The 23,511-nt window shown below is 71.3% G+C and carries 24 protein-coding genes and 1 pseudogene; 20 read left to right on the forward strand and 5 right to left on the reverse strand.

The genetic code is table 11. The features are described 5' to 3' along the window. Positions 1–122 precede the first annotated feature (122 nt). From ABZY91_RS05930 to ABZY91_RS05950, 5 genes are all read left to right on the forward strand, one after another. Positions 123–779: a hypothetical protein gene (locus tag ABZY91_RS05930; RefSeq protein ID WP_355400079.1), complete on the forward strand. Its 657-nt coding sequence runs from the start codon at positions 123–125 to the stop codon at positions 777–779. A 71-nt stretch (positions 780–850) separates the two neighbouring features. Then, the gene (locus ABZY91_RS05935) at positions 851–1,270 is read left to right on the forward strand and encodes a hypothetical protein (RefSeq protein WP_355400081.1); all 420 of its coding nucleotides are present in this window, start codon (positions 851–853) and stop codon (positions 1,268–1,270) included. Beyond that, the gene (locus ABZY91_RS05940) at positions 1,267–1,479 is read left to right on the forward strand and encodes a helix-turn-helix transcriptional regulator (protein ID WP_355400083.1); all 213 of its coding nucleotides are present in this window, start codon (positions 1,267–1,269) and stop codon (positions 1,477–1,479) included. The genes ABZY91_RS05935 and ABZY91_RS05940 overlap by 4 nt, the downstream gene beginning before the upstream one ends. 652 nt (positions 1,480–2,131) lie before the next feature. Next, a complete protein-coding gene (locus tag ABZY91_RS05945) occupies positions 2,132–3,928 on the forward strand; it encodes a hypothetical protein (RefSeq protein WP_355400085.1) in 1,797 nt (598 codons plus the stop codon). A 9-nt stretch (positions 3,929–3,937) separates the two neighbouring features. Then, positions 3,938–4,840 carry a hypothetical protein gene (locus tag ABZY91_RS05950; RefSeq protein WP_355400087.1) on the forward strand — a complete coding sequence of 301 codons (903 nt, stop codon included), beginning with the start codon at positions 3,938–3,940 and terminating at the stop codon, positions 4,838–4,840. A gap of 42 nt (positions 4,841–4,882) precedes the next feature. Here ABZY91_RS05950 and ABZY91_RS05955 read toward each other — a convergent pair whose 3' ends face one another. Then, positions 4,883–5,059, reverse strand: coding sequence for a hypothetical protein (locus ABZY91_RS05955; RefSeq protein WP_355400089.1), 177 nt, complete (start codon positions 5,057–5,059; stop codon positions 4,883–4,885). Positions 5,060–5,387: 328 nt separating this feature from the next. Here ABZY91_RS05955 and ABZY91_RS05960 point away from each other — a divergent pair, with 328 nt between their 5' ends. From ABZY91_RS05960 to ABZY91_RS05980, 5 genes and pseudogenes are all read left to right on the forward strand, one after another. Next, positions 5,388–6,209: a hypothetical protein gene (locus tag ABZY91_RS05960; RefSeq protein WP_355400091.1), complete on the forward strand. Its 822-nt coding sequence runs from the start codon at positions 5,388–5,390 to the stop codon at positions 6,207–6,209. An 80-nt stretch (positions 6,210–6,289) separates the two neighbouring features. Beyond that, positions 6,290–6,502: pseudogene (locus tag ABZY91_RS05965) on the forward strand (transposase); the annotation flags it as partial. A 311-nt stretch (positions 6,503–6,813) separates the two neighbouring features. Further along, positions 6,814–7,071, forward strand: a complete 258-nt coding sequence (locus tag ABZY91_RS05970) for a hypothetical protein (RefSeq protein ID WP_355400093.1) — start codon at positions 6,814–6,816, stop codon at positions 7,069–7,071. 474 nt (positions 7,072–7,545) lie between these two features. Further along, positions 7,546–8,562: an alpha/beta hydrolase gene (locus tag ABZY91_RS05975; RefSeq protein WP_355400095.1), complete on the forward strand. Its 1,017-nt coding sequence runs from the start codon at positions 7,546–7,548 to the stop codon at positions 8,560–8,562. Between the two features lie 210 nt (positions 8,563–8,772). After that, positions 8,773–9,897 carry a helix-turn-helix domain-containing protein gene (locus ABZY91_RS05980; RefSeq protein ID WP_355400097.1) on the forward strand — a complete coding sequence of 375 codons (1,125 nt, stop codon included), beginning with the start codon at positions 8,773–8,775 and terminating at the stop codon, positions 9,895–9,897. 505 nt (positions 9,898–10,402) lie between these two features. On the opposite strand, the gene ABZY91_RS05985 is transcribed toward ABZY91_RS05980, so the two are convergent. Then, the gene (locus tag ABZY91_RS05985; RefSeq protein ID WP_355400099.1) at positions 10,403–10,825 is read right to left on the reverse strand and encodes a hypothetical protein; all 423 of its coding nucleotides are present in this window, start codon (positions 10,823–10,825) and stop codon (positions 10,403–10,405) included. Between the two features lie 135 nt (positions 10,826–10,960). On the opposite strand from ABZY91_RS05985, the gene ABZY91_RS05990 reads away from it, so the two are divergent. The 3 genes from ABZY91_RS05990 to ABZY91_RS06000 all read left to right on the forward strand — a co-directional run bounded on the left by ABZY91_RS05990 (position 10,961) and on the right by ABZY91_RS06000 (position 11,773). Then, on the forward strand, positions 10,961–11,131 hold the full coding sequence (locus ABZY91_RS05990; RefSeq protein ID WP_355400100.1) for a hypothetical protein: 171 nt from the start codon (positions 10,961–10,963) through the stop codon (positions 11,129–11,131). A gap of 14 nt (positions 11,132–11,145) precedes the next feature. Then, positions 11,146–11,304, forward strand: coding sequence for a hypothetical protein (locus ABZY91_RS05995; RefSeq protein WP_355400102.1), 159 nt, complete (start codon positions 11,146–11,148; stop codon positions 11,302–11,304). 352 nt (positions 11,305–11,656) lie between these two features. Further along, the gene (locus tag ABZY91_RS06000; RefSeq protein WP_355400155.1) at positions 11,657–11,773 is read left to right on the forward strand and encodes a twin-arginine translocase TatA/TatE family subunit; all 117 of its coding nucleotides are present in this window, start codon (positions 11,657–11,659) and stop codon (positions 11,771–11,773) included. A 961-nt stretch (positions 11,774–12,734) separates the two neighbouring features. On the opposite strand, the gene ABZY91_RS06005 is transcribed toward ABZY91_RS06000, so the two are convergent. Together ABZY91_RS06005 and ABZY91_RS06010 are read right to left on the reverse strand one after the other, a co-directional pair. Further along, a complete protein-coding gene (locus ABZY91_RS06005) occupies positions 12,735–13,028 on the reverse strand; it encodes a hypothetical protein (RefSeq protein ID WP_355400104.1) in 294 nt (97 codons plus the stop codon). A gap of 669 nt (positions 13,029–13,697) precedes the next feature. Further along, positions 13,698–14,852 (reverse strand): extracellular solute-binding protein, encoded by a 1,155-nt coding sequence (locus tag ABZY91_RS06010; RefSeq protein ID WP_355400106.1) that lies wholly within the window; start codon positions 14,850–14,852, stop codon positions 13,698–13,700. A 943-nt stretch (positions 14,853–15,795) separates the two neighbouring features. On the opposite strand from ABZY91_RS06010, the gene glnT reads away from it, so the two are divergent. The 7 genes from glnT (at position 15,796) to ABZY91_RS06045 (ending at position 23,144) form a co-directional block, all read left to right on the forward strand. Further along, the gene (glnT, locus tag ABZY91_RS06015) at positions 15,796–17,112 is read left to right on the forward strand and encodes a type III glutamate--ammonia ligase (protein WP_355400107.1); all 1,317 of its coding nucleotides are present in this window, start codon (positions 15,796–15,798) and stop codon (positions 17,110–17,112) included. Positions 17,113–17,160: 48 nt separating this feature from the next. Beyond that, positions 17,161–18,036: a glutamine amidotransferase gene (locus tag ABZY91_RS06020; RefSeq protein WP_355400109.1), complete on the forward strand. Its 876-nt coding sequence runs from the start codon at positions 17,161–17,163 to the stop codon at positions 18,034–18,036. Then, positions 18,024–18,698, forward strand: coding sequence for a glutamate synthase (locus ABZY91_RS06025; RefSeq protein WP_355400111.1), 675 nt, complete (start codon positions 18,024–18,026; stop codon positions 18,696–18,698). Before ABZY91_RS06020 ends, ABZY91_RS06025 begins: the two co-directional genes overlap by 13 nt. Positions 18,699–18,714: 16 nt before the next feature. Then, complete coding sequence (locus ABZY91_RS06030; RefSeq protein WP_329875486.1) at positions 18,715–20,034, forward strand: FMN-binding glutamate synthase family protein; 1,320 nt, start codon at positions 18,715–18,717, stop codon at positions 20,032–20,034. Continuing rightward, positions 20,031–21,116, forward strand: coding sequence for an FAD-dependent oxidoreductase (locus tag ABZY91_RS06035; RefSeq protein ID WP_355400113.1), 1,086 nt, complete (start codon positions 20,031–20,033; stop codon positions 21,114–21,116). The genes ABZY91_RS06030 and ABZY91_RS06035 overlap by 4 nt, the downstream gene beginning before the upstream one ends. Before the next feature lie 26 nt (positions 21,117–21,142). Then, entirely contained in the window at positions 21,143–21,766 is a 624-nt protein-coding gene (locus ABZY91_RS06040; RefSeq protein ID WP_355400115.1) for an XRE family transcriptional regulator, read from the forward strand. Between the two features lie 100 nt (positions 21,767–21,866). Further along, positions 21,867–23,144, forward strand: a complete 1,278-nt coding sequence (locus tag ABZY91_RS06045; protein ID WP_355400117.1) for an ammonium transporter — start codon at positions 21,867–21,869, stop codon at positions 23,142–23,144. Between the two features lie 98 nt (positions 23,145–23,242). On the opposite strand, the gene ABZY91_RS06050 is transcribed toward ABZY91_RS06045, so the two are convergent. Beyond that, complete coding sequence (locus ABZY91_RS06050; RefSeq protein ID WP_355400119.1) at positions 23,243–23,440, reverse strand: hypothetical protein; 198 nt, start codon at positions 23,438–23,440, stop codon at positions 23,243–23,245. Positions 23,441–23,511 lie beyond the last annotated feature (71 nt).

Raw genomic sequence — 23,511 nt, forward strand, 5'->3', positions numbered from 1 at the left:
TTGCCGGTGTTCGGGGTGCGGCAGGGCTCGCAGGAGAGGCTGGAGCTGGCGGTCTGCCTGCTGTTGCGCGACGTCTGGGACCGGTGCCTCGACCTCGGCGACCCGGAGGCCGCGGTCGTGCCGTGGCTGATCGGCACGGTCCGTGGGCGGAGGAGGCCCGTCCGGTCCGGGTCTGCTGGCTGGAGCCTGAAGGCGGACGGGTCGGGGGCCCGGCCCTGGACTCGCTGTTCCACTGGGTCTTCGCCCGCACCGGTCCGGGCCGTCGGCTGCCCAAGGAGTTCGCCACGTTGCTGGTGGACCTCCTGGATGCCGGCCCCGATGACCGAGCCAGGGCTGTCGTCGGCTTCCACCTCGGGGCCCTCCACGACCGGGCGCCCGGCCAACCGCCGACTACCACGCCTGGCTGGTCACCCTCGGCGACCCGTTGCGGCCGTTCCTGGCCCACTCACCATCCAGCCCCCGCCCCGGACGAGTCGCCCCTGGCGGTCGTCAACCGGCTTGACCGGGCACGGCTGGCGCGGGAGCACAACCATCCGGGCCTGAGTGACAACGTGGCATTCGTCAACCAGGCAGTCTCCGATCACTTCCCGAATGATCACGCCCTCGAATCCCAGGCCGAAGCGCTGCTGCTGAACGCCGAGCGGCGCTACCGGCGGGCGCCGGCAGTGGCGGTCCAGCGGATCGTCGATCGAGGCCGGAGCCGCGAAGCCGCCCTCGGGCGGCCGTGGCGGGCGACCACGGTTCTGCGCCGGCGCCACGGTGGTGCTCAGCCAGGCTGAGAACGTCGACCACCCTTGTCCATCTGACAAGGTCCATTTACATTTCGACAAGTCTCCTTTACGTTTCTCGCATGGATAAGTCTCCAAAGAACCGTCAGAGCCGAAGCGACACAGCCCGTGCCCGCGCGTGGCTGCTCGACTGGTTGCCAGCACTCGTCGCCCTCGGGCTGCTCAGCTTGATCGCAGAGTTCGGCCTCTTCGGTTCGGCGGATTCATGGAAGCTGTTCTGGTCGCTGCTGAACCTCGCCCCGGGACTGTGGATCGTCCGGGCCGTGGTCAGGGGCCTGCGTCGTGCGGACGAGTACCAGCGCCGCTGCCAGCTCGAGGCCCTGGCGATCGGCTTCGGTGTGCTGATCACAGCGATCTACACCGTCGGGCTCCTCCAGGCGGCCGGGGTGGGCGACCTGCGGCAGATGGTCCAGCTCAGCTTCCTCGCTAGCATCCTGATCTGGATCGCGGCCCTGCTGTTCAAGACCTCGCGAACCCGATGAAGAACCGGCTCAGGGAACTGCGCGTGGTGCGACGCTGGAGCCAGACCGACCTCGCCGACCGCCTCGACGTGTCACGGCAGACGATCTACGCCATCGAAACAGGCCGCTACGACCCCAGCCTTCCGCTCGCATTCAAGATCGCCGCAGTGTTCGGCGAACCGATCGAGGGCCTCTTCTTCCCGGACGAAGACACGGACTCTGCAACGTGACCTCCCGTTGAGGGAGCGAACGCCCCCGGCGTTCGGCTGCATCAGCCCGGGGCTCTCTGGGCCTTCGGAGGGGGCGGGCTAACGCTGCGGGGCTCCTACCGCTCGCGGATACGGCTGTCGAGGGTGCCGGGGCTGATCCCAGGAGCATGGCGATCGACGGACTGAGCGGTTGATGGCGGCGCCCTGCCGGAGCGTTCCAAAATGGCGTCACTGTTGAGATGCGGGTCCTCCGGTGCGGCCCACTTCCGCTCGGCTCGGTCGCGGCCGAAGGTGTGGTCGGGTGCGCTCGCACGGGGTCCGACGAGCGGACCGGTCGGGGGGCACGAGGCCGGCCCCGGAAACCCGGGCCCCGGTGGGACGCCAGCCGACGTGAGGGCTCGACACCGCGGCGGGGACGTCAGCGCACCAGCGACGGTGAGCCCGAGCAGCGCGCGGTGCCCGCCAGAGCGCCGCATTCATCACAGAGTCGTGGACGGCGCGGCCGTGGCCGGCACTCCACGGGCCTGCGACCTCTGCCCTGAGTGCGGCCGAGCAAAGGAGGTAGGCACGGCGGTACGCACCCGAATCACCCTGACGTGCGGTAGGCGGATGAGCGGGCCGGACCCTCGACGCGTGCACCCTGGCGAGGACGGTTCGCAGAGAGGAGTTGGCCATGCTCGACTACCACGGCGACTGCGTTGCGCTCGGCACGTTCGTGGACACGCTTGGTGCCGCGAGCTTCCCGGACCCCGCGGTAGCCGCCGCACAGCGTGAGGCGATGGAGGCAGTCGGCCGGGAGCCTGGCCCAGCGCTGCTGGGCGCCTTCGTCCAGCAATTGCTGTGTCACGCGGCGGCCGACGGCTGGGAGCTCGCGCTGCTGCGACGGGCCGCCGACCTGTGGCGCCGGGGGCAGACCCTGTGTGATCAGCTCGGTGCGATCCGCGCCGATCTGGAGGGCGCCATGGAGCACCCCGCCGATCCTGGATCGGCCGAGCGGTTCAACACCGCCGCGCTCCGGGCGCAGGAGTTCGCCAACGAGATGGCGGGCATCCGGGCGGAGATCGACGAGCTCCGCGCCGACGCGCTGACGTTTCGACACCTACCGCGCCATCCGCGCCAGGCAGATCTCGGCACCGATGCGTGGGACTGGGGCAACCTGCAACTTGCCCGACGCACCGACGCCTTCGTCCGCGCGCTGTTCCAAGCGGCGGGCGATGCGCGCTCGCTGTCCTTCGCGGTAGGCGCGGCCTGCGCGTACGGTGCCAACGTCGCAGGCTCCGCCTATCTCGGGCACACCGTCGGCGGTCTGCGGCGCACCCATCGACACCGTGACCGGCTGGCCCGAAACACGGTCGGCAGCTGGCTGGCCGCGCACCATCCCAAGGCGCTCCCCCTGACCGCGATGGCCGACCAGGTGCGCTTCGGCCAGGCCGGTACTACGGAGCTGCCCACCGATCTCGCAGGCCTGATCGGCACTGCGCTCGTCAACACCTTCGACACCACGCGCACTGCCCCCTTGCCTGATCTGGGGCTCGGCTACCAGCGCCTGCTCGAACACCTGGAACTGCTCGACGCCTTCAGACTTCCGGCGGAACCGCCGCCGCCCGGGCAGGTCTGGATGAACACGCTGTGGAGCGACCCCGGCGCCCCGCCGCCGTCACTGCGGCCGCAGGACGTCGACGTGGTCGGTCAGGACGGCGGTGGTGTCGCCGTCCAGTACGGCCCGGGTGAGCCGGGTTCCCACAAGCCGGACGGCTCGGACGGATCCAAGACGGCCAAGGGCTGCGGGATCGGCATCGTGGTGATCATCCTCTTCGACCTGCTGCAGGCGTTCATCCAGTGCATCGGACAGTGGGCGAACCACCACACCTGCACCTTCTGGAAGAACATGCTGCTCAGCAAAGTCTTCGAGAAGGATCCACCCGATCCGCGCGATCCCACCAATCCCGGGGTGACCCAGGACCAGCTGACCGCGATCGCCGCCACGCCGCAGGCGGCGGAGTTCGTGGGTCTGCTCTCCGACAGCCACGGCCAGGCCTGGGAGGCGATGAGCCGGGCGCGGACCTTCCTGGCTTCCACCGGCCTGGTGTATCCGGCCGACCTCGCCGGACTCCCGCTCTTCGAGCAGTTCACAGCCGTACCCGCAGTGGACGGTTGGCCGCACCGGGAGGTGGCCGACCCGGAAGCCAGCTACCACAGCTATCCCGTGTCCCCGATCGAACACCCGGCCACAGAGCCTCCGCCCTTCCCGACCGGGGCGAACCCGGAGGTCTTCCTGGAAGGCGGATCCCCCCTCCAAGCCGCCACCGTCACGCTCGGGCTGTGGGGGCAGATCGCGGCCAACGAGCACAGCAGCCGCAACCTCGACCTCGACGCCGACCGCGGCTTCGGCCACCCGTGCTGGACCGCGGGCAACTCCGTCCAGACCGACCCGATCGATGTGTCCGTCCTGGACTACGACGACCAGTAGGAGCCTGCGATGAACGAAGAAGGCCAGCCTGACGGCCAAGGCCACGAGGGACCGCCCGACACCCGGCCCTACCTCTGCATCCCATACTGGACCACACCTCTGTCCCCTAACGGCTCCTGGGACACCGGACAGCAGCGACCCTTGCCCGGCACGGTGGTCAGTTACCTGTGCGACTCCATCCAGGCCAGCCCGTACCAGCCCGGGCAGCCACTCGACGTCGAAGTGTCCGTCCGCAACTCCGGCGGAGGCAACTCCGCCTCGCTCGCCACCGTCGTCGTGTACTGGGCGGACCCGACCGTTGGCTTCGCCAAGCCGAACTTCTTCGCCGCCTCGGTCGTCGCCGTCAAGCCGAGCCGTACGGCCCCAGCATCCACGACCACGCCGACGATGACGGCGACCGTCCCAGCCTCCGCACCGCCACACATCTGCCTGCTCGCGGCAGTCTCGCATCCCCAGGACCGGGCCGGTACGGTATGCGACCCGATCGGCGACCGGCACTGGGCCCAGCGCAACCTCCAGGCGGCTACCGTGGCCCCTGGCGCTCCGGCGCTCGTACCATTGACAGTAGCCAACCCGTTTGCCGAGGAGGCTCCCTTCCTTGTACGGGTCGGCCCCGCCGAGCTGCGGCATGCCGAGCGGGTCGCCCAGGAGTTCGGGACTGAGCCCGCCGACGCCGCAGCGACTGTACGCCTGCTCGACATGGACGGTGCGCAGGTCAGCGAGGATGGTCGGGCGACACAGCTGTTGCTCAGCCTCGGTCCCCGCGAGTCGGTGCGCTTTCAGCTCCTGGTCGACGTCGCCAGCGAACTTCCCGCAGGCCAGAGCCTGGCGCTTGAGGCGACGCTGCTCGACCGCTCCGGAGAGCGCGTCATCGGCTCGCTTGGTGCGGCCCTGCTCGGACCAGATCAATGAGTCCGACGGCGACGGTGGGGGTGACGGTGGCGAAGCATCTCCTCATCGGACGCCTGCCTGCCCGCCCTCGCCATGGCCCTCAACGACCTCTCCGTCGGTCTCGGTCTCGGTGCGGTGGGTCGGCGGGAGGAGGGCCTGGCCGCCGTCCAGGAAGCCGTTGCCATCCGCCGTGCCCTGGCCGAGGCCACCCCCGACCTCTTCGGACCAGCTCTCCATCATCTCGGCATCACCGCTGACCCCGGCCTTGCCGGGGAGGTGCAGCGCCTCGGTCGGCAGGGCGAGGACACGAACACCCTGCGGGCGTTGCTGATCGCCGGTGGCTCGGCCGCTATGTTCTGGCTCTGCGCAGGCCAGGACTGCGATGCTTCGATGGAACTTGCCCAGTGTCGGACCATATCTCCGCAGACCGGGACAACCTCACTCGACGTCTACATGGATTCCCTTGGCGTTGTCATCGACTGGGTGGCCGGACGCTGGGACGACGCCGAGCGCGGCCGCCTTTCCCACCCACCACCGCGCCGTCCCGGTGGTCGCCGGGGGGCTACTCATGCCCACCGTGGCCGCGCACATCGACGCCGCCCGCGGCCTCACCGCCCGCGCCGACGCTGCCTACGCACGCGTGATCGCCCGCGGCGGCCTCAACCTGCACACCGCCGCTGCCGCCGCGGGCGCCGCCCGGCTGCGGCTCAACCGAGGTGACCCTGCGGCCGCCTGGCGCCGCCTCACCGACCCGCTCGACCACCTTGGCTTCCTCGACCGCAAGGAGTCCTGGGCGCTCTCCTGGGACCTGGTATCCACCGCCGTCGAGACACTCCTCACGCTGGACCGCCCCGACCGGGCACAGCAGTTGTGCGAGCGCCACGCGGCAGCGACCGAGGGCCGCAACGCCCCCGCGGCCCCCGTCGAACAACAGCTGTGCCGAGGGCTGCTGCTGCACACCACCGACCCCGACGCGGCAACAGCGGCCTTCGACCAGGCCGCGCAGGAGTGGAAGCGGATCGGTCGGCCCTATCACGCCGCCCTCGCCGCCGAACGGGCTGCGCGCACCTGCGGCGACCGCACCGAGACCGGGGCGCGCCTCGTCGAGCCGATCGCCGTCTTCGAACGCCTCGGCGCGACCTCCGACGCCGCCCGCTGCCACCACCTGCTGCGCGAAAGCGGCGGCAAAACCCCCAACCCGCGCGGCCGGGCCGGCTACGGAAACCGGCTCTCCCCCCGCGAGGAACAGATCCGCGACCTGCTCGCCACCGGCGCCACCAACAAGGCATCGCCACCGCCCTGTTCCTCTCGCAACGCACCGTCGAGAACCACGTCGCCCGCGTCCTCGCCAAACTCCAGCCGCGCCGACCTCACCGACGGCGCGGTCTGAGAGGACCGGACGCGCTCGCCGGACGGAGCTTTTGGCTCGGGAGGTTGTTAGCGATCCGCCGGCTTCGATCCCATTAGGGCTACGGCTCCCGCAAGATCCGCGCCTATCTGCGCAGACGGGGCATCCGCCACACCATCCCCGAACGCGTCGACCAGGCACTGAACCGTCTCAACCGAGGTTCGCACGGGGGCCGACCACCTGGTTTCGACCGACGGATCTACCGGCTCCGCAACGTCGTCGAACGCTGCTTCAACCGGTTGAAGCAATGGCGTGGCCTGGCCACCCGCTATGAGACCGGCGGTGTGGATCGCTCCAAGGAGACCGCGGGGGTCGGGCCCGGCGACGCGTCGGAGCTCTGTGATGCGTGCGGGGTACGGGTGGCGGTGGGGAAGGCGGCGGTGCTGTGGGTGTCGGACTCCTCCGCGGTGGGCACGGACGGGCACTCCGACGGTGAGCGGTTGCTGCGTGCGCACCCGATGTGGGACGGCGTCGACAGGGTCGCCCTTCCGGACCCGGTCCGCGTCTACCTCCACGTCCGCGCCCAGGCCGCCACCGCCACAACGGCCGCGGCTGCCTCATCGCGCCGGCCTCGGTGCCCGGCGGGGTGGATATCGCCACCGGCCTGAGCGCCGACCTGTTCCGGCGCGTTCACGACATCCCCCTCGCCGCCGGCTGGCTGCGCGCGGACGACGCCGTGCGCGATCAGGTGCTGCTGGTCGATGTGCCGCGCTGGCCGGCGAAGATGATGGACCTCGGCATCTACGACGACGCGGACGACCCAAAGTGGCACGGCCGGCCCGTCGAGCCGTACAGCGACAACGAGACGTACCGGGCGCGGATCGGCGACCTCGCTCTCGCGTGAGCCCGTAGGCACCACCGCAGTGTGGTGAGCGTCCGGCGGGTGCCGGCCGCGCCTCCCGGCTCGAACGCGGCCTGCTGCTCCCCGGCGATCATCGGAACGCCAGCCCCGGCCCCGGTCCGGGCCGACTCGGGGGCCCGCTGTCGGAGCGCAGGCCGGGGTGGTGAGCGCGAAGGCGGACGTCAGCGAGAGGGTGGCGGTGAGTCCGGGCGTGGTGGTGCCATGAGTGGGTGTCCTTGTGCGACGGTCTGCGGTCGTGCGGGTCGCCCCCGGTACGTTCCGGTGGCGATCCGGCCCGGCGGCGAGGAGGGCCTGGTGGCATCGGCGCCCCCGCATGGGGCCAGGGCGTGGCCTGTCGGTGCCGGCCCGCCGTTCGGCGGGTGATCTCCGCCGAACGGCGAGTGCCCGGCCCGCACCCCCGTCGGCACGATGGACGCACTGGTCACACAGGCGTGGCCGTGAGCACGAGGAGTGGCCATGACAGCCGATCCGACGACCCCGACGACCCCGGCGACCGCGGCCGATGCCGAGGGAATTCTCCCACCCGTCCCGTTCGATCCGGAGCTGGCGGCCGCGCTCGAACTCGTCGCCGAGCTGATTCCTCAGGTCGGCACGCCCCTCGCTGAATTCCGCGAGGCCGTCAACGCTCACGGTCTCTCCGTCGAGGCCCTCACCCGGGACGGGGCTTTCGAGGTCGAGGACAGGACTGTTCCGGGGCCGGCCGGGGCGCCGGACGTCTCCTTGCTGATCGGCCGCCCGGCAGGCCTGGAAGGTTCGCGGCCGGCCGTCTACTACACGCACGGCGGCGGGATGATGCTCGGCAACAATCGTCTGGGCATGGACATGATGCTCGAATGGGCCGCGGAACTGGGTCTGGTCGTGGTGTCCGTGGAGTACCGGTTGGCTCCGGAGCATCCGCATCCGGCGCCGGTCGAGGACTGCTACGCGGGTCTGGTCTGGACGGCCGCGCACGCGGCGGAGCTCGGGATCGATCCCGAGCGGATCGTGATCGCCGGCGTCAGCGCCGGCGGGGGCCTCACCGCGGCACTCGCGCTCCTGGCCAGGGACCGTGGCGGACCGGCGCTGCTGGGCCAGATGCTGCTGGGCCCGATGCTGGACGACCGCAACGACACGGTCTCGGCACACCAGATGGCCGGGCTCGGGGTGTGGGACCGTGCCGCCAACGAGGCGGGCTGGACCGCACTGCTCGGCCGTGCCCGTGGCGGGCCGGACGTCTCGCCGTACGCGGCGCCCGCCCGGGCCACCGACCTGTCCGATCTCCCCGCCGCCTTCATCGACGTCGGTTCCGCCGAGACCTTCCGCGACGAGGACATCTCCTACGCCGACCGCCTGTGGCAGGCCGGCGGGAGCGCCGAGCTCCATGTCTGGCCCGGAGGATTCCACGGCTTCGACGGGCTTGCGCCGCAGGCCCAGCTGTCGCAGGACGCGGGAGCCCCCCGGCTGCGCTGGCTGCGGCGAATCCTCAACGCCTGACCCGCGCACCGGCCCGGGACCCCGGGCAGACAACCCCGCCTATGACCGCCCGGGGCCACCCTGGGCGTGAGGCCCGGCGGACCCCGGCGCCCGACCCGGCACACCCGATCGCCCGGGACCACCGACCGACGCACGAGGCCCGACCCTCCAGGATGCGGGAGGCACTCACGACATTTGGCAGCAGCGGCCCGGGGCCGGAGGATGGTAACCGTGAAGGAGCTGGCAGGCAGGCTCGCGGCGCTCGACGCCGACGCTGGTGCCGCGCTGCGGGTGATCGCGTACTTCGACCGCCTGATGGAGGCCCGCGCGGGCCTGGAGTCCCTGGTACGCGGTGCCGCGGTCCTGTCCGGCTCGCCCGCCCGGCTCGTCGACGTACGGCGCGGTGTCCGCGTCCGCGTCGAACCCGACGGACGGCGCAACGACGTCCTCGGCCCCGCCGACCCGGCCTGGCCCCGCACACCCCTGGAACCGAACGACCCCTCGACCACGGGCAACAGCACCGCAACCCCGCCTGCGGCCGTCGGCCCGCGCGCGGCCGAGCCCCCGGCGGACCCCGACAGCGCCGCCGCCCTCTGGCTCGAACGCCCGGGGCCACCCGACGGCGTGCACGCCATGGTCCTGGAACGCGCGACCACCGCCATACGGGCGGTCATCGACCGCACACGCGGCCGGGCACCCACCGCTACACCCGCCGACGACCCCGCGCTCGTCGAAGTCCTGCTGGACCCCTCCTCCCCACCCGCCGCCCGCCTGCACGCGGCAGCCCAACTGGGACTGCGCACCACCCAGCGGGTGCGAGCAGTGGCACTGTACGGCGGCGGCGCGCTGATCCAATCCGCGGCAGAGGCCGGCCGGCCGCCGCCGGACGGGCGGCGAGCCGGAGTAGGGCCGGCCGTCGATCTGGCGGAGCTGCCGCAGTCCTGGGCCGCCGCGCGGACCGCCCTGCGGCTGACGGCCGAGGGGACAGTACAGGACCCGGGCCCGCGCACGGTGTACGCCGAGGAACTGGGCGCGCTGACCCTGCTCGCCGCCGCGGTCGGTCCGGACACGCCACCCGTCCCCGACGTCCTGGCACTGGAGCACGCCATCACGGAGGCCCCTTGGATCGCCGCGACACTCCACGCCATCGCGAACTCTCCCAGTCTGCGATCCGCAGCCACCGAACTGACGGTGCACCACTCGACGCTGCAGCAACGCCTCACCCAGGCCGAACACCTGCTCGGCTGGGACCTGCACTCCCCCCAAGGACGGCTGCGCCTGCAACTCGCCCTCACGGTGCGGAAGCTGAGGCAGACCCCGCCACCCGGCCACACGAACGGCAGCCCCTCAAGGTGATCACCCCCACCCGCAGGCCAGCACGTCGGCCATCCGGCCAGCTGCCGGCACTCGCCGCAGGTCATGACCTGCGGCGGCTCCTCGGTGACGTGTCGCTCCATCGCGTTCACCCGCTCCGCGTCTCGCCCCGCCCCAAGGGTACGACGCGCCTCCGCACCGGCACCCGCACGCCCAGCCCTCGTACGGCCCCGTGGCCGCCATCGGGGGCTGGACGTTCGGTGAGCCCGTGAAACGCTGACCGGCCCCCCGGAGGCCGCCCCCGTCGGCGTCCGGCCGTCCGGATTCCCGTCCAGACCGTCGCCGCCGCTGCGGTGACCGGGGCCGCCATCGGTCGTTGAACCGGGCAGAGCGCCCCGGTCGGGGCGCGTGGCGATGCCTTGCTCCACATCCGATACACGGACACCCCCGTGGGGGTCGGGCCCGAGCACGGCACCGTTTGCCGGGGCGGCCGGACGTACACACCGGCCGCCCCGGCGGCAAGCGCCGCTGAGGACGTTCCGGCCGTTCAGGTCCACAGCTCCGGTTCCTCGGCCGTGGCCCGCGCCTGGTCGGGGCCGACGTGGCGCTCCTGGACATCGCGGACCACGCCGTTCTGCTCCGTCCGGGCCCGGCCGGGTCGCGGTGACGCCGGCCTGCGGGCCCGGCTGCCGGGACCGGTGTAGATGATCGGTGAGCGGCGCTGCGGTGCGGGCGACAGCCAGGTGCCCGCGGTGTTCTGGGCCACCGGCTCCAGGACAACGGGCGTGAAGGTGTCGATGAACAGCGGGACCACCGCACCCCGATGTCGGGACGCACCGAAGCGACCAGGCATGTTCACCGCCCGGCCCATCCGCAGGATGTCCACGACCTGGGAGGCGGCCCCGGCGGCTTCCTTGTCGCCGGCATCGGCGGCGTCCTGGGTCAGGTCAAGGTCGTCCGCGACGACCACGCGCCAGTCCGCGACGGTCGTCCGGACCGGCTCGCGCTCCTTGTCGAAGACCCGGTCGTAGCGGGCGCCCGTCTTGCGCCGGCAGCCGGTGATCCCCCCGATGCTCGGGCGCGGGCCCCGATACAGGACACGGTGGTGCGCGCCGGCGAAGTGGTCCAGGTCAGGACCAACAACATCAAGGGCTGCGTCCTGCTCAGCGGCGACGTCCACGTCTCCCGTGCGCTGAAGAACAACGACAACCAGCTGCGCAACTATGACCTGTGGGAGTTCGTCGTCAGCCTGCTGGACGACATCACACGTCCCTGACCGCTCCAGGCCTCGTGGCCCACACCGATGCGCCACGTACCTTCCTCAAGCTGGAGGCCGACACCGGCCCCGGTGTCCGGGCTAAGCTGACCGCCACCTGGATCAACGACAAGGGCGAGAACGTCATCAGCCCCATCGTGCTCACCGCAACCTCGCTCGGGTACTCGGCCTGACCCGCGGCCGCCGCGGACCACCGGGTGACCGCGGTCCCACGCCGGCCACCTCACCCTCTCGGCCCGGCAGCGGGCAGGGCCGGCTCGCCGGAGGGATCCTCAGGGGGGCGGGACAGGGTGCCTCCGACCCCGTACCACCTGCAGTCGCTCAAGGGCCGGCCGCCCTGGCCGAAAGCCCGCGCGACCCCGGAGAACTCCGGGCACTGACGGGCTGAGTGGTTCTGTCAGTGCCCGGCCGGCACCGGTCCATCGGTGCCGGCCACCCCCGGCCTCCGCCCCACCCGGAAGGACCCGGTGACCGACCGTTCTCCGCAACGCCCTCGAACCCCTGCTCCTCGTCGTCGCAGTGATCATGCTGCTGTTCGGCTCCAAGAAGCTGCCCGACCTCGCCCGCGGCCTGGGCCGCTCGATGCGCATCCACAAGGGCCGAGACCCGCGCCCTGTACGAGGACGAACCCCGTCCAGGTGAATGTCCCGGGAATCCCGTACATCACTCGTGATGGCCACTCCACGCCGTGTTCGGCGAGTTGCGCGAGCTGTCCCGGGGTCAACTTCTACCTGGCAGGCGAACCCCACGACGCCGCTGAACGCCTGGTCGAGAACGCCATCCGGCACGCACACGCGCTCCCCACCGCCCCCGCGGACAATGCCGCCGTCCTCATCGCACGACTCTGACGGCAGACCCACCCAGGCCGTCGCCGCCGCCGCGGTGACCGGGGACGTGTCCGGTCGTTGAACCCGGCAGAGCGCCCGACCAGGACGCGCGGCGATGCCCCGCTCCACACCCGGCGCCCAAACACCCCCCGTGGGCGATGGGCCGGAGCGGCACCGTTCGCAGGGGCGGCCGGACACGCATGCCGGCCGCCCCCGGACACACGGAAGGCCGCCACCCGCGCGGGGTGGCGGTCTTCCGTGCTGTTCAGAACCGGGAGTCCCGGGGGCCGTCCGGGGCGACCTGGAACCGCCTGCGCTTCGGATGAGGGACTGCTGGAGGATGCACGCCCGGCGCGGGCCCACTCCAGTGCGGCGTCCAGCTCGCCGGGCACCTCACCCTGGTCGTCGTTCTCGTCGTCGAAGCCGCCCACCACGAGTGTGGCCTTCTCCGCCGGTGTCCTGGTGATCCGTGTCTTCCACGGCAGGGACAGCCGGTGCCCGGTGCGGTGCCTCGGGTGCGAGGCGGCTCTACGGGCCGGGTTCGGCGGGTGGCGCGTGCGCGGGTGGGCGGGCGGCCGGTGGGTGGGCGGCGTGGGCGCATGGGCCCGGGGGTGTGTGGTGCCGGGTGATCCGGTGTACGGTCCCGCGTGTGTCCACGGCCCACAGCACGTCCGCGGCGATCTCGCGCCGGGCCATGCGGACGATTCCGGGGCCGGCGTCGGGCAGGTCGACCGTGCGCCCCACCCAGCGGGTCCAGGCCGGGTCCGAGCTCGTGATCACCGTCCCCACCCCCACTGGGCGATCAGCGCAGACGCCGGGAGTTCGATCACACGGTTTCCCGAACTGGTGAGTTGGGACCAGATCGAGCGCGCTTCGAGGTCGGAGAGGGAGAAGACGAACGGGCCGGGGACGAGCACCGCGCGGAAGGCGCCCGCGGTCAGCAGCCCGATCAGACGCTGGAGGGCGGGAAGCGGGCCCCGGGAGCGGTGGCCGTTGTCGAGGAACACGGCCAAAGGCGTGAACCTGAGCTCGTTCGCGAGGTGCCGCAGTGCGTGGAGGTGGGGTCCCATCCCGCCTGGGTCGAAGGGGTAGCAGCGCAGGTAGACAGCTGCGGAAGTATTGGCACGAACCGGTTTCATGTGTCACGCCCCGGGAATCCGGATAATCCGGGCCAATGGCCCGGAATCGGTCATGGCGACAGGAAACCGCTCGGCGACCCGCCGGGGCCAGCCCCACCGGCTGTCGTTCTCGTCACAGTTCGGCCGAAGAGCGGGGCGATCGACGGCGCACCGGGACAGGAGCCGCCCGCCCGAGACTCCCCGGTGGGCCGTGGGGCGCCGGACGGCGCCGCCGGCCCCGAATCCGGCCGGGCGTCCCTCCGGCAGGCGTTCCACCGCCTCACCGCTCCCGTCGGCTGAGACCGGCCACGCAGCGCCCGCAACGCCGGAGCGGGGCGGGGCGGGAACCACACGTCCTGGCGGTGTGACGCCTCCTGCTTCAGCCCGGGCCGCAACCACTCGGAGTTACCGCCAGGCCAAGGACGCTCGACGACACCACCAGCCGGATCCGCGCCGCCTTCAACAGGCGTCGCGGATCCGAGGAGAGGAACGCAACGAGGCCTTCTACGGTCCGGCGACAGGCGGACGCGGCCCCGCCCTCCGCGCCGAGGGGGCAGTTGGAAGGCCCAATGACCGCTGTGCGCTCCGGTCTACCCGCACCCGGCAGGGACGGCTGCGCCGTCAGGAGGACGGGACGGGCTTCGGCGGGACGGTCTTGTCCCAGTTCTCCTTGACGACTTTGCGGGCCTGTTCCAGCTGTGCCGGGTTGGGGAAGTGGGGTGTGCCCTCCACGGTGGGCAGCCTGGCGGCGAGGTTCGTGTCGAGGGTGTCGTTCTTGGCCATGGCGTCCATCTGGGCCGGGCGGGCGTAGCCCACGAGTCGCAGGTTCTGACCCTCGGGGCTGGCGAGGTACTCCTCCCACAGCCGGGCCGCCGCCGGGTGGGGGGCGTCCTTGTTGATCGCCTGGGCGTAGTACTGGGAGAAGCTGCCGTCGAAGGGGATGGCGACCCTCCAGTCCACCCCTTGGCCGCGCAGGGCGTCGACGTGCTGGAGGTTGAGGTAGTCCCAGTCGATGGAGATCGGCGTCTCGCCTTTGACGATCGACTCCGGTACGGGGTTGCCGGTGTTGTAGTTGCCCACGGCGGCGAGCCGGCCGAAGTAGTCGATGCCCGGCTGGATGTCGTCGAACGAGCCGTTGTTGGCGAGGGCCGCGGCGTAGACGCCGGCGAAGGCCGATCCGGCGGTGTTGGGGTTGCCGCCGTTCAGCGCGACCATGCCGTTGTACTCCGGTTTCAGCAGATCGGCGAAGGAGGTCGGACAGGTCCTCACGCGGGCCGCGTCGCAGCCGATGGACACATAGCCGCCGTAGCTGTTGTACCAGCGGGCCTGCGGGTCCTTCTGGTTCTCCGCGATCTGCCCGTAGGCGGCGACCCGGTAAGGCGCCAGCAGACCCTCCTCGGCGGCTGCTACGGCGAAGGAGTCCCCGAGGTCGAGCACGTCGGGCGCCCGATCCTGGCCGCGGTAGCGCTTCATGTCGTCGATCTCGTTCTGACTGTCGCCGTTGGGATTGTCGACGGTGACCTTGATCCCGTACTTCTCCTCGAACCCGTCGATCAGACCCCCGTAGTTCGCCCAGTGCCGCAGCAGCGTGGTGGCGGTCAGAGCCCCTTCCTGCTGCGCCGCCCGGATGAGTGCGTCCATGCCGCCGGCCTCGGCGGCGGAGGCCGCCACCTTCGGCGCCACCGGAGCGGGCGGGCTCTCGCTTCCGCAGCCGGCGCTGCCGAGCGCCACAAGGCCGAGGCAGAGAGTCAGGGCCAGTGCTCGGGGGGAAGCCACGACACCTCCGGAAAGAAGCGCCTCGAGCACCGCTGGTGACCGGGGCTCGCTGACAGGGCAGCCGACGGCTTCAGGCTACTCCGGTCCGGTCGCCTCGCGGGGAGTGGCGCGGCGGGCACCCGGCGCGGCCGCGCTGTTCGTCACCGCCGGGCGAAGAGCCTCCTGATCTCCTCGGGGCCGCCGGCAACGGCGCGCCGACGGCGTCCCGAGGCACCACCGCCCGTCCCCAGACACAGCTGTGCCCCTGGGAGACCGCCTCCCCGCAAGGCGCTCTCGGAGCCGCAGGCACAGATGCCCTCTGTGCAGCTCCTCGTCGCATTCGTCTTGGTGCTTCCGCCTGGCGGCCGGCCTGGGGCTGCACGGAACAGCCCCAGGCCGGCCGCCGACGGCCACTTCCGTCACGACCGGCGCCCACACACCGCCCGCTCCGCGCCGTGATCGGCGAGCTGCGCGAGCCGGCCCGGGGTCAGCTTCGCCCGCCTGGCTCTTCTGGTTGTCGAGCCAGGTGCCCAGGGCAAAGTGCGACACGGAGACGCTGCTTGTGCGGGCGTGGGACCCGTGGGTGGCCGTGCTGCTCGACGAAGGCCGCCAGGGCGGCCGGGCCTTGGGCGAACCGGTCGGTGCGGGAGACCTTCGGCTTCGTCTCGGCGGCGGGGCCTTGGCGGCCACCAGCTCGGGGTCCTCCTCGATGCCGACCCCCGCGAGCAGGTCCCGCTGATCGGCCTCCAGACCCGGCCGGCCCGCTGCGCCTGTGCGTTTGCCTGTCGGGCACGGCTTTTCGCAACGACCGTGCCCAGGACGGTCGTGGGTCTCGCCGCGACGGACTCCTGAGCCGGCGTTGGGCTTACCAGGAGCTTCCACGGTGGAAATCCCCCGGTAACGCCATGTGCGTCTACTGATAGGCAACGATGGATCACTGCAGTAGACATCCTGGGAGGGATTCATGGCGACCGCCATCCCCGATCTCGCCGAGTTGGTTCGCGCCGACGGCATCGAATTCGTCCTTGCCGTCTTCGTGGACCTGACCGGAAAGCCGTGCGCCAAGCTCGTCCCGTCCCAGGCCGTGGAGGAACTCCGGGACGCGGGCGTCGGTTTCGCCGGATACGCGGCCGGTGCGCTCGGCCAGCAGCCCGGCGATCCCGATGTCGTCGCACGGCCGGATGCCTCCTCCTACACGCCCGTTCCGTTCGTCAAGCCCGGTCTGGCCCTGGTCCACTGCGATCCGCATGTGGAGGGGGAGCCCTGGCCGTACGCTCCGCGGGTCATCCTGCGCAGGCTGGTGGAGCGGGCCGCGGGGCGGGGGCTGTCCCTCTCGGTGGGGGCGGAGGTCGAGTACTTCCTGGTGAGCCGGGACGCGCACGGCGTGCTGAGCGTCGCCGATGCCAGGGACACGGCCGCCCGGCCCTGCTATGACGCACACGGACTGACCCGGATGTACGACCATCTCACCGCCGTGTCCTCGGCCATGAACGCCCTCGGCTGGGGCAACTACGCCAACGACCACGAGGACGGCAACGGACAGTTCGAGCAGAACTTCCGGCATGCCGACGCCCTCACCACCGCCGACCGGGTCATCACCATGCGGTACCTGGTGTCGGTCCTGGCCGAACAGCGCGGCATGACCGCCACGTTCATGCCGAAGCCGTTCGCCGACCGTACCGGCACCGGCATGCACCTGCACCTGTCGCTCTGGCGGGGTGACGACCCCGCGTTCCCCGACGCCACCGACGGGCGTGGCCTCGGCCTCTCTCCGCTCGCCTACTCCTTCGTCGCCGGGATCGTCGAGCACGCGCGGGCCCTGCAGGCCGTCATCGCGCCGACGGTCAACTCCTACAAGCGCACCGGCGCGGTGGCCACCCGCTCGGGTGCCAGCTGGTCACCGCGCATCGCGGGGTACGGCGGTAACGACCGCACCCGCTTCGTGCGGATCCCCGACGGCAATCGCATCGAGCTGCGCGGCGGGGACGGCGCTGCCAATCCCTACCTTGCCGCCGCAGTCGCCCTGGCCGCCGGCCTCGACGGCATCGACCGAGGCCTCGACCCCGGCGAGCCGGGCGCGGGCGGGAAGGGGCCCGAGCTCCCGCCGACCCTGCTGCACGCCGTGGAGGCGCTCCAGGCCGATGAAGTGGTCAGCGGCGCCCTGGACGTGGCCGGGAGCGGCGTGAGCCGGTACTTCGCCGATCTCAAGCGCGAGGAGTTCTTCGACTGGCACGCCACGGTCGGCCCCTGGGAGCTCGACCGCTATCTGACGGCCTTCTGACCGGTCCCCGAACGTCGTCCGCTTCGCCGTTCTCTGAAGGGATTTGAGATGTGCGGAATCGTGGGGCTCCATCTGCGTGAGCCCTCGCTCGAACCTCGGCTCGGTGAGCTCCTGACCGCGATGCTGGGGCAGGTCGTCGAACGCGGGCGGGACTCGGCCGGTGTCGCGGTCTACGGTGACCCGCGCCTGTCCCCGCCGGGACGGGCCGTCGTCTCGCTGCTCGGCGTCACGCCGGCCGACGCGCGGGCCGCGCTGCCGGGCGCCGTGGCCCTCGCGGCCGACGCCACCACCGTCGTTCACGCGGACCTCCCCGTCGCCGGGCTGCTCGCGGCCGTCGCGGACGCGCTGCCGCGGGCGACCGTCATCGGCTCCGGCATTGGAATGGCCGTACTCAAAGGCACCGGGAACCCCGTGGAACTGGCCGAGTCCTTCGGGCTCGCGTCGGTCACCGGCCGGCAGGGCGTCGGCCACACCCGGATGGCCACCGAGTCCGCCGTGACGCCCGAGGGGGCCCACCCGTTCTCGGTCAGCCCCGGCCAGTGCCTGGTGCACAACGGCTCCTTCGCCAACCACGCCACCATTCGCCGTGAACTGCGTTCCCGAGGCATGGAGTTCGACAGCGAGAACGACTCCGAGGTCGGTGCCCGCTTCATCGCGCACCAGCTCTCGGAAGGCGCCGATCTGGAGAGGGCGCTGCGGCTGCTGTGCGAGCGGTTCGACGGCTTCTACACCCTGCTGGTGTCCACGAGCGACTCCTTCGCCGTCGTCCGCGACGCCATCGCCTGCAAGCCGGCCCTCGTCGCCGAGACCGACGGGTGGGTCGCGATGGCCTCCGAGTACCGGGCCCTGGACGTCCTGCCGGGCATCGAGAACGCCCGCATCTTCGAACCCGAGCCGGAAGAGGTGTACGTATGGCAACGCTGATCGATCTGGCCCAGACCCCGGTGCGCGAGCTCAACCGGGCTCTGCACACGCCCTCGGCCACGGCCTGGCGCATCCTCAATCCGCGTGGCGCCCACGCCGTGGCCTGCGGAATCCGGGAGGAACTCGTCGTGGACGTCGAAGGCCACGTCGGTTACTACTGCGCGGGAATGAACCAGCGGGCCACCGTCACCGTCCACGGGAACGCCGGGACCGGCGTCGCCGAGAACATGATGTCCGGCACGGTGCGTGTGCGTGGCAACGCCTCCCAGTCCGCCGGCGCGACCGCCCACGGCGGCCTCCTGGTGATCGACGAGGACGCCTCCGCCCGGTGCGGGATCTCCATGAAGGGTGTGGACATCGTGGTGGGCGGAAACGTCGGCCACATGAGCGCGTTCATGGGCCAGGCCGGGCGGTTGGTGGTCTGCGGCGACGCGGGAGACGCCCTGGGAGACTCCCTCTACGAGGCGCGCATCTACGTCCGCGGGACGGTCAGGTCACTGGGCGCGGACTGTGTGGAGAAGGAGATGCGGCCCGAACACCACGCCGAGCTGGCCGAGTTGCTCAGTGCGGCCGGGCGGGGCGAGGATCCGGCCGACTTCCGCCGGTACGGATCGGCCCGCGAGCTTTATCACTTCAAGGTCGACAACACGTCATCCTACTGAGGGAGTTCGAGGAAGCATGGAACCCGCATCACACGGCCTTCGCGAGTCCGCGACCTTCGATCGCGCCACCATCCACGCCATCCAGCGTGCCGCCGAGACCGGCGTCTACGCCATCCGCGGCGGAGGCGCCAAGCGCAGAGTTCCGCACTTCGACGATCTACTGCTGCTCGGCGCGTCCATGTCCCGCTATCCGCTGGAGGGCTACCGCGAGAGCTGTGGCACGGACGTCGCCCTCGGCACCCGGCACGCCTCGCACCCGCTGCGGCTGAAGACACCCGTCACCATCGCCGGCATGAGCTTCGGGGCGTTGTCCGCCCAGGCCAAGGAGGCGCTCGGCCGTGGGGCCAGCGAGGTGGGCACCTCGACGACCACCGGTGACGGCGGCATGACCCCGGAGGAACGCGGCCATTCCCAGCACCTCGTCTACCAGTACCTGCCGTCCCGGTACGGTATGAACCCCGACGACCTGCGCGCCGCCGACGCCATCGAAGTCGTCCTCGGCCAAGGCGCCAAGCCCGGCGGCGGGGGCATGCTGCTCGGTCAGAAGGTCACCGAACGGGTCGCCGGCATGCGGACGCTGCCCGTCGGCATCGACCAGCGCAGCGCTTGCCGCCACCCCGACTGGACCGGCCCCGACGACCTCGCCATCAAGATCCTCGAACTGCGCGAGATCACCGACTGGGAGAAGCCGGTCTACGTGAAGGTGGGCGCGGCCCGGACGTACTACGACGTCAGGCTCGCGGTCCAGGCCGGTGCCGATGTCGTCGTCGTGGACGGCATGCAGGGCGGCACGGCCGCCACTCAGGACGTCTTCATCGAACACGTCGGCATCCCCACCCTGGCCGCCCTGCCCCAAGCCGTACGGGCACTGCAGGAGTTGGGTGCCCACCGTGAGGTCCAGCTGATCGTCTCCGGCGGCATCCGCAGCGGCGCCGACCTGGCGAAGGCGCTCGCCCTGGGCGCGGACGCCGTCGCCATCGGCACGGCCGCCCTGATCGCCCTGGGCGACAACCACCCGAAGTACGACGCCGAGTACCGTCGGCTCGGCTCCGCCGCAGGCTACTACGACGACTACCAGGACGGCCGCGACCCCGCCGGCATCTCCACCCAGGACGAGGAACTCTCCGCCCGCCTCGACCCCGTGGAGGCCGGTCGGCGACTCGCGAACTACCTCCGCGTGATGACGATGGAGGCCCAGACCCTCGCCCGCGCCTGCGGCAAGGCACACCTCCTCCACCTCGAACCCGAGGACCTGGTCGCCCTCACCATCGAGTCCGCCGCCATGGCCCGCGTCCCGCTCGTCGGCACCCGGTGGATCCCCGGGGAGGGCCTGTGATCGCCGTCGTCGGCGCAGGCCTGATGGGTGCCGCCACCGCCTGGCAACTGGCCCGCCGCGGCCACGAGGTCACCCTGATCGAGGCGTACGACATCGGCCACCGGCACGGCAGTTCACACGGCAGCTCCCGGATCTTCCGACGCGCCTACGCCGACCCCTTTTACGTCGGCCTGACCGGCAAGGCGGCCGAGAAGTGGTGCGAACTGGAGCACGACAGCGCAACTCCACTGCTGCGCACCACCGGTGGCCTCGACTTCGGGGAGCGACGTGACCTGGAGAGCCTGGCCACCGTGCTGGGCGCGGCCGGAGTGCGCTGCGAGGTACTCGGTGCGCCGGCCGCCGCGGAACGCTGGCCCTACATCCGCTTCACAGGCCCGGCGCTGTACCACCCGGACGCGGGTGTCATCGACGCCGACGGGACCGTCGCGGCGTGTGTGCGCAGGGCGACCGAGCACGGTGCGGACATCTGGCCCGGCGTACGCGTCACGGGCATCGACGTACCGGGCGCGGTGGTGCTGCGTACGGACGACGGACGTGAGCTCACCTGCGACACCGTGGTCGTAGCCGCCGGTGCGTGGCTGCCCGGCCTCGAACTGCCCGTCACGCTGCCGCCGCTCAAGGTGACCCAGCAGCAGGTCTTCCACTTCCGGCAACGGGAGCCGTCCGTGGCCTGGCCGGTCCTGGTTTGCAAGGACGCGTCTATGCAGGTCTTCGGCCTGCCCTCCGGCGCCGACGGCGGTGCCCTCCCCGCGGTCAAGGTCGCCGAACACGACCGCGGCACCCCCACCACGGCAACCACCCGTACCGGCATCGTCGACCCGTCGTCGCGGATCCGTGTGAGCGCATTCGTCCATGACCGGCTCCCGGGCCTCGACCCCGACCCGGTCGCCGGGACGACCTGCCTCTACACCACCACCGTTGACGACGAGTTCGTCCTCGACCGCCACGGCCCCTTCGTCATCGTTTCCGCGTGCTCCGGCCACGGCGCGAAGTTCGCCCCGGTCATCGGCGAGATGGCCGCCGACCTCGCCACCGGCCGCGCACGGCCCCACCCCCGCTTCCGCCTGGACCGCAGGGCATAGGGGTTCGAACAGAATAGGATGCGTCGGTGACAGAGCGCGCCGAGCACACCGAACCCGCAGCGGACTCCGACGACACGGCCCTGGAGCGCATCATCGCGATCCGGGCCCGCGGGTACCGGCAGGCGGCCGGTCTGTCGGTCGGTGAGATGGCGCGGCGGGTCGGCATTTCCAAGGCCATGCTGTCGAAGATCGAGAACGCTCAGACCGCGTGCAGCCTCACCACGCTCTCCCGGCTCGCGCGCGGTCTCGACGTCCCGGTCACCGCCCTCTTCCGCGGCATGGACGACGAACGCGAGGCCGTCTTCGTCCCCGCCGGGCACGGCGCCCGCATTGTCCGGCGCGGCACCCGCATCGGCCACGAGTACGCCCAGCTCGGCTCCCTGCGGGGCGCTCACAAGCGCATGGACGCCCTGCTGGTCACCCTCACCGAGTCCAGCGAGGTCTTCCCGCTCTTCCAGCACGCCGGAACCGAGATCATCTACATGCTCGAAGGTGTCATGGTCTACGGCCACGGGAAGTCCACCTACACCCTGCGCCCCGGTGATGCCCTCCAGTTCGACGGCGAGGCCCCGCACGGTCCGGAGCGGCTGGCCGAACTCCCCATCCAATTCCTGGCGGTGACGGCCTTCGGGGACAGCCCCCAGCACTGAAACCCGGCCTTAATCGGCCGCGGAGAGATTCGTAACGCGTCCCGTGTCTACTGCGGTGAAACTCAGTTTCCTTCTGCTGGACTTCTCTGGGAGCGTGCGCATGGACACCGGAAGTACCGCTTGGATGCTCGCGAGCACGGCACTCGTCTGTCTGATGGTGCCGGGCCTTGCGCTCTTCTACGGGGGCATGGTCGCCGCCAAGAGCATCCTCAACATGATCATGATGACCTTCGGGTCAGTGGCCCTGGTGGGCTGCATCTGGGTGCTCTACGGCTTCTCGGCCTCCTTCGGTGATTCGATCGGCGGCGCCGGGATCCTCGGTGACGTCACCGAGTACGTCGGCCTGAGCGGGGTGACGGCGGACGACCCGGACGCCGTCATCCCGCTTTCCGTCTTCGTCGCCTTCCAGGCCCTCTTCGCGGCCCTCACCGCGGCCCTGATCTGTGGCGCGATCGCCGACCGCATCAAGTTCGGCGCCTGGATGGCCTTCACCGGCATCTGGGTGACGCTGGTCTACCTGCCCGTCGCCCACTGGGTGTTCGCCTTCGACGGGAAGGACGTCGTCGGCGGCTGGATCGTCAACAGGCTCGGCGCGGTCGACTTCGCCGGCGGTACGGCCGTCCACATCAACTCGGGCGCCGCGGCCCTGGCCGTGATACTCGTCCTCGGCAGACGCATCGGCTGGCAGAAGAAGGGGGGGCAGGCGCGGCCGCACAACCTCCCCCTGGTGATGCTCGGCGCGGGCCTGCTGTGGTTCGGCTGGTTCGGTTTCAACGGCGGCTCCGCGCTGACCTCCGGCAACACCGCCTCCGTCGCCGTGCTGAACACCTTCATCGCCACCTGTTCCGCGATGCTCGGCTGGCTCCTCGTCGAGAAGCTCCGCTACGGCCACCCCACCAGCCTCGGCGCCGCGTCCGGTGCGATCGCCGGCCTCGTCGCGATCACGCCGTCCTGCGGTGCGGTCTCCCCGCTCGGCGCTCTCGCGCTCGGCGCCATCGGCGGCGCGGTGTGCGCTCTTGCTGTCGGCCTGAAGTACAGGTTCGGCTACGACGACTCCCTCGATGTCGTGGGTATCCACCTCGTCGGAGGCATCACCGGCACCCTGCTGGTCGGCGTCCTGGCCACGGCGGACGCCCCCAACGCCGTCGACGGCCTGCTCTACGGCGGCGGCCTCTCACTCCTCGGCAAGCAGGCGATGGGGGCCCTGTCCGTACTGGCGTACTCCTTCTGTGTGACCTGGCTGATCGCCAAGGCGCTCGACAAGACGATGGGCCTGCGGGTCCGCCCAGAGGTGGAGCAGGAAGGCGTCGACGTCCACCTGCACGCGGAGAGCGCCTACGACCTCACCCACGCACCGAGCGCGGCCCCGGCGGCCTGACAGCCGCCGCGGCGCCGGACGACCGCAGCTGACCCCACAGGTCACAGCAGCGGCCCGCCACTCCCGGGAGGGGAGCGGCGGGCCACCGGGCCGGACGGCTACGCCTGGAACTCGGCGCTCTTCACGCCGTAGACCGTGGCGTTCGCCGGCCGGTTCTTCTCCAGCTCGTCGGCCAGCTGCGTCCACCCGTCGCCGCGCCGCACCACGTCGAGGAACGTCCCCAGCGCCTCCTTGTCGTCCCACAGCTCCTGCGCCGCGCTGATGATCAGCGACTTGAGCCGCTCGTTCTCGCCCACTGCGTTCCCTTCCGGTCGTTGGACACGCACAGCTCTACCCGCCGCTGATCGCAGCCGAACTCCGCCGCCGG

This window comes from Kitasatospora sp. NPDC002965 (assembly GCF_040611255.1).
In the GTDB taxonomy this organism is placed as follows: domain Bacteria; phylum Actinomycetota; class Actinomycetes; order Streptomycetales; family Streptomycetaceae; genus Kitasatospora.